The following is a 9,931-nucleotide window of genomic DNA, read 5'->3' as shown; positions in this document are numbered from 1 at the left end:
AAAAAAGCCGCCGGATATGACCGGCGGCGTGATTGGCAAGTAGTCTGCGCCTTTACTGGCTGTAGGCCTTCTCCCCATGACTGGTAACGTCCAGGCCTTCGCGCTCCGCATCCTCCTTGACCCGCAACCCGATGAGCATATCCACCAGCTTGTATGCCAGAAAGGCAACCACACCGGACCAGAGAACGGTCACGCCCACACCTATGGCCTGGATCTTGACCTGGGTCAGGATGGAGTAATCTGGCGCCACCTGGTTGGTGACATAATCCCACACCCCAGTCCCCCCCAGATCCGGGCTGGCGAACACGCCGGTCAGGAGCGCGCCCAGGATGCCGCACACCCCGTGCAGGCCGAACACATCCAGACTGTCATCGGCGCCTAGCAGTCGCTTGAGGCCATGCACACCCCAGAGGCCCGCCACCCCGCTTAGCAGCCCCATGATGAGCCCCCCGCCCACACCGACAAAACCGGCGGCCGGGGTGATCACGACCAGCCCAGCCACGGCTCCAGAAGCCGCTCCCAGCAAGGAGGGCCGCCCCTTCATCAGCCACTCGGCCAGTGTCCAGGAGAGCGCGGCCGCAGCCGGAGCCAACCAGGTGTTGATAAAGGCCAGCGCGGCCGTGCCATTCGCCTCCAGGGCCGAACCTGCGTTGAAACCAAACCAGCCGAACCAGAGCAAGGAGGCCCCAATCATGGTCATGGTCAGGCTATGGGGTGTCATGGCATCACGGCCATAACCAAGACGCTTGCCGACCAGATAAGCCCCCACCAGCCCGGCCACGGCCGCATTGATGTGAACTACGGTACCGCCCGCAAAATCGAGATCCCCATGCTGGAACAGATAACCGGCGGTGGCGGTGGCGGCCGTTGCGGCCTCAAGACTGGTATAAGCGTCAGGCCCTGCCCAGTACCACACCATGTGCGCCAGCGGGATGTAGGAGAAGGTGAACCAGAGCACGGAGAACAGCAGCACGGCGGCAAACTTGATGCGCTCGGCGAAGGCGCCCACGATCAGGCCGCAAGTGATGGCCGCGAAGGCCCCCTGGAACACGACATAGATGAATTCGCTGATACCCACGCCCTTGCTGAAGGTGGCTGTGATGGAATCAGGGGTTACCCCTTTGAGCAGCAACTTGTCGAAGGAACCATAGAAGCTGTTGCCCTCGGTAAAGGCGAGCGAGTAGCCATAGACCACCCACAGCACGCAGATGAGGGAAAACAGGCTGAACACCTGCATCAGCACGCTCAACATGTTCTTGCTGCGCACCAGTCCACCGTAAAACAGTGCCAGACCCGGGATCGACATCAGGATCACCAGCGCCGCCGACAGCAACATCCAGACATTATCCCCTTTGTTGATAGTCACGGCCGCGACGGGCTCGGTGGCTGCGACCACATCCTGTGCCCAGCTTGGGGCCACCAGCAAGGTGGTCAGCGCCACCGAGCCTGCCATCATGAGTCTCTTACGCATGTCGTCATCTCCTTCCCTGTCTTTCCGGCAACGGATCTGTTTTATTTGCTTATGAAAATGTGAATTCGGTGGCTCATATAAAACATTCCCGACCATCTCTTCCATCACCGTCTTGGCTGATGTGCCCTTATTGGTGCGCCATCATGGCAAGCTGATGATGGTTGAAGCATAAAACAGGCCAGTTAAAAAACTCTTTTCTATCAGCAAATTGAAAGGTAAAAGCACGAAGCAGCACCATAATAGTGCAATCAATGCGCCAATCCATGCCATGCTGCACCGCGACCGGGCAACGCCCGGCGATGCACCTGAATGGCGCAACGCCTGGCTGCCAGTAGCGGGTTGCTGGGCGAGCCTGTGCTGACGTGAAGCCAGCCGCACTGGCCGCGGGGATAGTGCTGGATTGGCAGCCAACTCAGCAAGCTGCGGGACACTGAGCGGAAATGGCGGCTCTATCAGGCTTGTTGAATGGATGGCGACATTGACTGGCGAGGAGCGCCGCCCCAGGCGTGATGTCCGGACGTACCACCAGCAGAGGTATAAAAGATGAAGACGCAGTATTTTGCAGCAACCAGCTTGGATGGCTTCATCGCCACCGAAGATGACTCACTTGACTGGCTCTTCCCCCTCGGCAACGTAGCCGAATCCAGCTACCCGGAGTTCATCGCCAATGTGGGCGCCCTGGCGATGGGCTCGGCCACCTATGAGTGGATGTTGCGCCACGCCGAGCGCGTCACCGCCGAGACAGGCTCCGCATGGCCCTATCACCAACCCACTTGGGTGTTCTCTAGCCGTCCCCTGCCAAGCATACCGGGTGCGGACATCCGTTTCGTCAATGATGAGCCACGCCATATTCACCCCGAAATGCGGGCGGTGGCCGGGAAGACCAACATCTGGATCGTGGGGGGTGGCGATCTCGCCGGCCAGTTTCATGATGCTGGTTTGCTGGACGAGCTTATCCTCCAGGTGGGCTCCGTTACGCTAGGTCAAGGCAAGCCTCTATTTCCCCGCCGGGTACTTAGCCCTGTGCTGACGCTGACCGACGTTCGTCAGATGGGAAGCAGCATGGTCGAGCTGCGCTATGAGATAGCCAGGCCGGTTTGAGAGAATAACGCAAGATTAGAGGGGTCTAACAAGCCAGGGGCACCCGCCGCCAGGATGTGAAGCCTCAGTGCACGTATCCAACAAGCAGACCGCAGGCCGGGCCCTCTTGTTGCGGCAGGGTTGGCAGCCTAACGTCGGGGTACTGCGCATCAGCACGGTGTCCCGGGCTACACGACCTCCTGCATCCCGCTGTCTGTTGTGCTCGCCACTTGCCCGCGTGGGCGAGTACAGAAAAACAAAAGGCCATCCGCATGGATGGCCTTTTGTCATTGAATTCTAGAATGGTGCCGGGGTCTCTATCGAAATAAGAGGTTACTACACTGATTTTAAAGTAAAAACATATTGGTATATTTTTCTTATACCCCCATAAGTACCCCCACCACAGTGACGGTGGCGTCTGTATCTCTGGATCATTACGGGATATGTCAAGGCTAAGCCCCTTCCCTGTCTCGGGGAAATGCTCCCTGTTTGGGGGGGCGGTGAAGGGCCGTCCAGATAAGCGCCCCTACATTTGGTCACCGGCGTACCGGTCCGCGAGCCACCATACCCAGCTAAGTCCATGGCCGGAGTGGCCACCAGTGTATCGGTCGGCGTACCGGTCTGCCCCGCCGAAATGTCGGGTCAGGTCACCAGCTACACCAAGAGCAACTGGGTAGAGGTCAGTTCCCTATTGCCCACACATCCCTGTTTCATACTCACCGAGTTGTTCTTCGCGCCGATGTATTTCGTTTTGCGCAGTTCTGCGCAATTGCGCACTATCAAAGCGCCTCATATCCTCCCCCAAGCCTTAACAAACCTGGCTCCTCCAATATTTCATCACCATTGTTTTTCGTTTCTGCGCAGCCAGCCCGTGCGCAGTTTGGGGAGATGTGCGCAGAAAGTTGCGCAGTTTTGAGAAGGGCTGATTGTGTGCCCATGAGCGTCATGTCTGGCATGCTGAAAAAGGCACCCGGAGGGTGCCAAAGGCATTGGAACTATTGGCTGCTGAGCTTATCCCGGCACAGATTCAGGTAGTGCCATACCACGCCAAGGAGTACCAGATCCTTGAGGATGAAGAACTGGGTAGTGGGCACTCCATCAACTAGCTTCCAAGCACCCGGTAGGGTCAACAGGAAGCTCAGGGTCACCACGAAGGTGATTACCGCCCCCCAGCTACTCCAGTAACCGAGGCGTGGCCTCCAGAGTCCAGCCACCAGACTAATGGCTGTCGCTATCTCAGCCAGGCCGATAAGGTTGGATACCCCTTGTTCTGACAGGAGGATATAGAGCCAGCTCATCAGAGGGTGGCTTGCTACCAGAGGGCGAATGGCTGCGGCTTCGGTTGGGGTGAACTTGAATACACCCATCCAGAGCAATATCAGTACCACTCCACCCAGGGCAACCAGGAAGCCTTTATCGTATCGTTGCATCATGATTCCTCGTTCAGGGGGCCAGAGTGACAATCGGGAAATCAATCTCGGTGGCGGCAAGATGGTTGCCGTAGTTGGTCATGGTATTGAGCACCACTTGGCCAAGCACTTCCAGCACCAGCTCATCATCCAGCCCGGCGCTGTAGGCATTGCGCAGTTGCTCGTCACTGATGACCCCGCGTTGGCTGACCAACAAGGTCGCCAGTTGCAGCAAGGCATGATCGATAGGGTCTGAGGCATTTCCCTGACGAGCAGCTTTTATGGCTTCTGGCGTGAAGCCCGCCTTACCCGCCAGCAGGGTATGCGCTGATAAGCAGTATTGGCAGTTGTTGGCCTGACCGATGGCAAGAGCCAGTAACTCACGCTGACGGGCGGTCAGTCGCCCTTTACTCAGTGCGTCAGCAAAAGCCAAAAAGCCGTTGAACAGGACTGGCGAGTGCGCCAGCGTGGCGTAAAGATTGGGAACCATACCCAGGTTGCGCTGCATAGTGGCAAAGGTGGGGGCGACAGATTGTGAAGGTTGGGTTACGGGTTGAATGCGGCTCATGGTCGTGCTCCTGTGTGTTTCATTAAGGTACGGAGACAGTTTGCCGCGCATCGTGATATGGTTTATCACTCATATCCCTTAAATACATACCATTCGTCTCAAATATGGATCCTCTTTCCGTCCTTCTGGCACACACAGCCCCACGTGCCCAACTGTTTTTCACAGGCAACCTGTGCCAGCACTCTCATAGCCAGGACTATCCGGCGGGGGGACATCTTCATTTGCTGCGAAGCGGTGAGCTCACTCTTTATCACGAAGGCGCTGAGCCGCGCGTACTCGCAGAACAGACCCTGATCCTCTTTCCAGGAGGGCTTCCCCACCGTATGGAACCGCGCCAACTGGGGGGATGCGATCTGGTGTGCGCTGCTATCTCATTCGGGCAGGGGATCGCATCACCACTGCAACTGGCACTGCCTGATGTCTTGGTGCTGCCACTGAGCGAGCTGCCAACACTGGCGCCGTTACTGACCCTGTTGTTCGACGAAGCATTTTCTAACCACTATGGCCAAGAACCCGTACTGACCCGGTTGCTGGAGACCTTGCTGATCCTGTTATTGCGCCATATGGTGGAGCTTGGCCTCTGCCAGCAGGGGATGTTGGCCGGTCTATCAGACCCACGATTGGCCCGTGCGATTGCAGCTATGCATTTACGTTCAGAGGAAGGGTGGACGGTTGCAACATTGGCACAGGAAGCCGGAATGTCCCGTGCCCGCTTTGCTGCTCACGTTCAGGTGCAAACAGGGTTATCACCTTTGGGTTACCTGACCCAGTGGCGGATGCAGTTGGCTTGCCAGCAATTGCTAGCTGGAGAGTCTATTACTCAGGTTGCGCTAGGGGCGGGATACAGTGGAAGCATTGCATTCAGTCGGGCGTTCGAGCGGGAGTTTGGTTTGAGCCCGGGCCGATGGCTCAAGGCACAAAAGTCTGCAACCCCTAAGTAACTGTGAGTGAGCAGGCGATACCAAAAAGTATCCTCAAGTTACGGTCGCTATACCTTTTTTAGTCAGCTACCTAGTTTTCGTGATGATCTACCCCGTCGAAATGACGGGGCAGGTTTCTGACGAGGTGATACCTGTCACTCTGGAGTTGTGGTTCTTAGAGGTAAAGATAACCGACTACGTGGATCGTCATCCTGTTGGCTAGGTAATACCAATCGTGGCGATAAGGCCGCATCCAGCTCAAACGGCAAGGCCCACAACGTCAGACGCTTATCAAAATGGAACGGTGCTAATGGTGCTTTGAGTTTTCCCCACGATGGGTAAATCAGCACCAGATGGCCTTCGTCCTGGTCATGCAGGTATTTGTGACCATAGGCAAACAGCTGGTAGAGGTCGCCCTGGCTGATGCCGTACTTGCTGTCGCGATCGCTGCTATCAAGACGCTTCCACTTCACATCCAGTACCCAATGTTTGGCGTCGTGATGAAGTAATAGGTCTGGCTTTAGTTGGAATATGTCCTGGTCCTGATGCTGACACAGATACTTGCTGGCCGCTTGCGCCGTGAGGCTGGCCCCGGGCTGCAGTTGCTCACGCAAGCACACCTCGACGTAGCGCTCGAACAGCTTCTCCATGGGGAAGAGTAAGCTGATCCCCCGCCACTCCCCGTGCAGTGAGCTCGGCATGGCACGATATAGAATGAGCTCGCACCACGGCCTAGCCCCCTGGTAGTGGGCTATCAAGCGGTCACATCGCCACTGTCTGAAGTCCCCCTCTACGTCCCGGCTAGCAGGTATGTCCACCAGTAGGTGGCGCAGCTCTTGCGCTAGACGCCAGTTATCCGGGTGCTGGGTGGTATTTGCCACCGTATCCAGCGCCAGTTTGAGTAGACGGTTCTCGGCCCGGTCGGGCAGAAAAAGGTCGTAACGCAGCGCAAAGTGATGGCTCCTACCGGGTGGTTGGCGCATCTGGCGTGCCACATCGAGTTGACCTCGCAAGAAGGGCTCGATTGCCTCGAGGCGCTGATAGTCGGAGCGTACTCCCCGTTTGACCAGATGATCGAGCTCGGTCAGAAAACGCGCCATTACCCACTCATTAAGCGGTAAATCGAAACAATCGAGCAATGCCTCCGCCGCTTCACGGGAAGGGATATCCAGAGCACATTCCAGCATACGACGGATCAGCTCCCGTCCCCGCTCGGGCGAGTCACCGTCATTGGCCGTCTTGGGAAGGATCTCGATCACCTGACCCGTGGGGGTTTCAATCACCCCCACGTAGTTATCCAACTGCAAGGTACAGCTGTCTTCCAGTTGGGTCAGTGCAGGCTCATGGCTCACCTTGTAGCGGTTGCTCAGCAGGCACAGCCAATCAAAATCGGCAGGCTCGATATGGGCAAGCGCTAGGGTCGGCTCGGCCACCGACCTCGTGGTCAGGCGGCCATACTCACGAACCATGATGGGGGCACTCACTGCGCCCCCTTATCACCCGCGATGGTCAGGGCGTAGGCGACAATGTTGCCAAACGCGGCAGGGCTAAGTGTCCAGCGCCGACGTTGCCCACCCACCGGCACATCATCACCCAGCAGCGCCTTGATCTCGAGCTTCGGGGCCTGCAGGAACATGGTCTCCGGGCTGCTCTTGCGGTGATCGTTAAGCACCCAGGCTATCCGCTGCCAATCTTCGAAGAAGTACTCCTGTAGGAGCGGCAAGACCTGATTCTGGAAGATTTTGCTCAGCCGCTCCAGTGTCGGATCGTCGTTGAGCTGCATAAAATAGGCGTGGCCAAGGCAATGGTCGCGATCCAGCAGCACCTCGATTCGCTGGTTAAGCACATTCAGCAACTCACCCACATTAACGCTATGCCCCCCCTCCTCGATTACGACACCTTCCAGTAGATCGGGGCGGGGTGGCATCTCTTCAAACTCGAAGCGGCGACGCAGGGCGATATCGAGCCCAGCCAGGGAACGGTCGGCGGTGTTCATTGTGCCGATCAGATAGAGGTTATCCGGCACACTAAAGGGGCGCTTGGAGTAAGGAAGGGTAGTTGTGAGGGCTTCGCAGGCACCGGCACGTTTGCTGGGCTCAATCAAGGTGATCAGCTCACCAAAGATCCGCGACACATTGCCGCGGTTGATCTCGTCGATAATCAGCACGAACGGCTTGCGCTGGACGCTGACGGGCGGCTCGTACTGAGCGGGCAGGCCACAATGTTTTTTCAGGTAATTTAGCATTCCCTTCTCGTAGGAGAGGCTGTAGCCACCTTTTCCTGTTTCATAAAGAGTGCGCACATTATCCATATTGCCTCTTTCTGGTGGTCGCTCTCCCTGCCGATCATCTTGAACAATCAAGAAGGTACGCTTTTCTGGTGAGTAACTTGTTCGAAAACCCTTGCCACGGGAGGTCTGCATAGGCAACCAACCATCATCATCGCTCTGCTCGGCTTTTTTGGTTAACTCCCGCAGGGACTGTTCAAAGGGATCGTCGGTGACAACCACCCCGCGCCCAGCTCGCCCGCACAACCTGGCAAATACCCCGGGCTCCACTTTGTACTCTAGTGTCCCGTCTTCCCGACTCTCGGCCCGGATCCCCTCGACAAAGTCCTCATAGCTAAAACTCTGGTGGAAGGTGACAAAGGCCACCTGCCCCTCCTCTTGGTAACGGGTAAACGCCGCCGTCAGCTCATCCCGGGTAACCCCTGGTTTGATTAACAAGCTCGGATTCAGGATAGCCAGTGTCTTGTCGATGGTGTGGTAGGTTTTGCCGGTGCCCGGTGGGCCAAACAGGATCTGATTCAAGGGGGCCTTGTTGGTCACAATGAGTTCCTCAAGGATATTCTGTGGGGAGAGGGGTGGCTGGGCGCTGCCCGAACCAATTTCATTCGAGGATTTACTGAAGGCCTCATAGATTATCCAGGCGAGAATGTTGTTATCGATCGGCTGGCTATCGGGCACCCCGGCCTCTTGCATGGCGTGCTTGATTGAGTTATTCAGTTGAAACCAGTCGCGGCTATCTAACGTTTGCAGTTCGAAGTCACGGGTAAATCGTCTCAACAGAGTGCGGCAGTGTTGAACGTTGACCAGCGTGCTATAGCTCTCGGGTGCCACCGCCGCAAATACTCGATGAATAACGGCTGTGTAGGTCTGACGAAAAAGCCCCGCCTCTTTTGCTGCATTCCAACGGTCAAAGATACGCTCGTACGTGCCTCTCCCTGGGTCTTGCAAGATCAGTGTGGCCAGCTCCCGCAACAGACCGATGTTCTGCTCATATTCAGCGTTGGGGAGGTGGCCGGGTGAAACGGTACAGACTCCATTGCTTCCTTCGCGCCATAACCAATCGAGAGTCTCATCATCGAGAGTTTTCTGGCCCGATTGAATTGCCTTAATGGCTTCAACACGGGAGCGGTATTGAGGCTTCCAGCTGTCGTTATACCACTCTGGTTGTGCCTGAAACCAACGAGCGCATTGGGACAAGCTATGCAACTCACGCCCTTCTTCCCACACGGTATCAAGCTGTTTGGCCAGCGCAGGGGGGATGCTGATCCCCGAACTCTGTGCGCTCCACTTAAACGACCCCTCTGATATCTGCTCCAGCAAAACAATGGGAAGTAGGCCGGAGGCGCAATCAGGGCGAGTTTCCTCGGCACAAAACCTGATATAATGGCGTGTTTTGCTTGGCTCACGCCAGTCTGCATCCTCAAAGCTGCCCTCGGTGACTGTGCCACGAGCCACCATGCCTCTGGGATCAACGCCAAGGCGGATCAAATAGACCCGGTCCCCCGGTTGAGGTTTGGTGGAGCTGCAGGGCCAGCGCTCACTCTTGCCCACGTTAACCCCTGCATTACCGCCATCCTGAGCATGTTCTGGGTTCCAAGTTAGCAAGTAGGTAGCGGGCTGCGTCTTCAGCTCGGCGGTGCTCGTTTTACTCTCCACATAGTCACGCCATTGGCGTAAAGCATTACGGGCCGTTCCGTTACCGTAGTTACCCACTTCGGCAAGCTGCCCACCCAAGCCGTAATCCGCTAGCAGGGTATCGAGTTGGCCAAGGTCGGTGGTGGACCACAGGTCTAGCCCACTGTGCTCGGCCAGATGATTCATGCCAGCTCGGTAAGAATTGGCGGTATTGGCCGTCATTGAGCGAGCCAATAGGTAGTCCCGGTAGCCTTCCTGGTTTATTGGCATAAATTGACCTCATTAATTTGCACCTCAACTTCCGACAGGCGCAGCTGACCGGAGAATTGGCGGGGTAGTAGAGTGCCGTGCAGGGGGCGAGTTGAAATATTTGATACAAGGAATGTGCAGGGCTCCACATCATCCCTTTTGGTACTTCTTGAAGTTCTCCGCCTGCTCCAGCACGCTCTTGTAGACCTCATCGTTGGCCACTGGCGGGAAGCCGAATTTGTGTAGCAGCAGGATCAGGTCTACCTTCAGCTTGGCCTTGATATCGTCGCGGTTGCTCCAGTCGGGGTACTG

The 9,931-nt window shown here is 56.7% G+C and carries 8 protein-coding genes; 2 read left to right on the top strand and 6 right to left on the bottom strand.

Going from position 1 to position 9,931, the window contains the following annotated elements; all coding sequences use genetic code 11:
• Positions 1-52: 52 nt before the first annotated feature.
• Positions 53-1,471: an ammonium transporter gene (gene amt, locus G113_RS16340; RefSeq protein WP_005907255.1), complete on the bottom strand. Its 1,419-nt coding sequence runs from the start codon at positions 1,469-1,471 to the stop codon at positions 53-55.
• Between the two features lie 543 nt (positions 1,472-2,014).
• On the opposite strand from amt, the gene G113_RS16335 reads away from it, so the two are divergent.
• Positions 2,015-2,572 carry a dihydrofolate reductase family protein gene (locus G113_RS16335; RefSeq protein ID WP_005907254.1) on the top strand — a complete coding sequence of 186 codons (558 nt, stop codon included), beginning with the start codon at positions 2,015-2,017 and terminating at the stop codon, positions 2,570-2,572.
• A gap of 974 nt (positions 2,573-3,546) precedes the next feature.
• Here G113_RS16335 and G113_RS16330 read toward each other — a convergent pair.
• Together G113_RS16330 and G113_RS16325 are read right to left on the bottom strand one after the other, a co-directional pair.
• The gene (locus tag G113_RS16330) at positions 3,547-3,981 is read right to left on the bottom strand and encodes a DUF417 family protein (RefSeq protein ID WP_040319324.1); all 435 of its coding nucleotides are present in this window, start codon (positions 3,979-3,981) and stop codon (positions 3,547-3,549) included.
• A gap of 13 nt (positions 3,982-3,994) precedes the next feature.
• Positions 3,995-4,528, bottom strand: a complete 534-nt coding sequence (locus tag G113_RS16325) for a carboxymuconolactone decarboxylase family protein (protein ID WP_005907252.1) — start codon at positions 4,526-4,528, stop codon at positions 3,995-3,997.
• Positions 4,529-4,632: 104 nt separating this feature from the next.
• On the opposite strand from G113_RS16325, the gene G113_RS16320 reads away from it, so the two are divergent.
• Positions 4,633-5,469: a helix-turn-helix domain-containing protein gene (locus tag G113_RS16320; protein WP_040319323.1), complete on the top strand. Its 837-nt coding sequence runs from the start codon at positions 4,633-4,635 to the stop codon at positions 5,467-5,469.
• Positions 5,470-5,603: 134 nt separating this feature from the next.
• On the opposite strand, the gene G113_RS16315 is transcribed toward G113_RS16320, so the two are convergent.
• From G113_RS16315 to G113_RS22175, 3 genes are all read right to left on the bottom strand, one after another.
• A complete protein-coding gene (locus tag G113_RS16315) occupies positions 5,604-6,932 on the bottom strand; it encodes an McrC family protein (RefSeq protein ID WP_169510560.1) in 1,329 nt (442 codons plus the stop codon).
• Positions 6,929-9,556: an McrB family protein gene (locus G113_RS21895; protein WP_236611793.1), complete on the bottom strand. Its 2,628-nt coding sequence runs from the start codon at positions 9,554-9,556 to the stop codon at positions 6,929-6,931. Before G113_RS21895 ends, G113_RS16315 begins: the two co-directional genes overlap by 4 nt.
• Positions 9,557-9,769: 213 nt before the next feature.
• The coding region (locus G113_RS22175) for a type I restriction enzyme endonuclease domain-containing protein (protein ID WP_005907245.1) at positions 9,770-9,931 on the bottom strand (162 nt) is incomplete at its 5' end.

Source organism: Aeromonas molluscorum 848 (assembly GCF_000388115.1).
Lineage (GTDB): Bacteria > Pseudomonadota > Gammaproteobacteria > Enterobacterales > Aeromonadaceae > Aeromonas > Aeromonas molluscorum.
The sequence above is the reverse complement of the archived record's forward strand: the minus strand, read 5'-3'. Positions and strand labels throughout refer to the sequence as shown.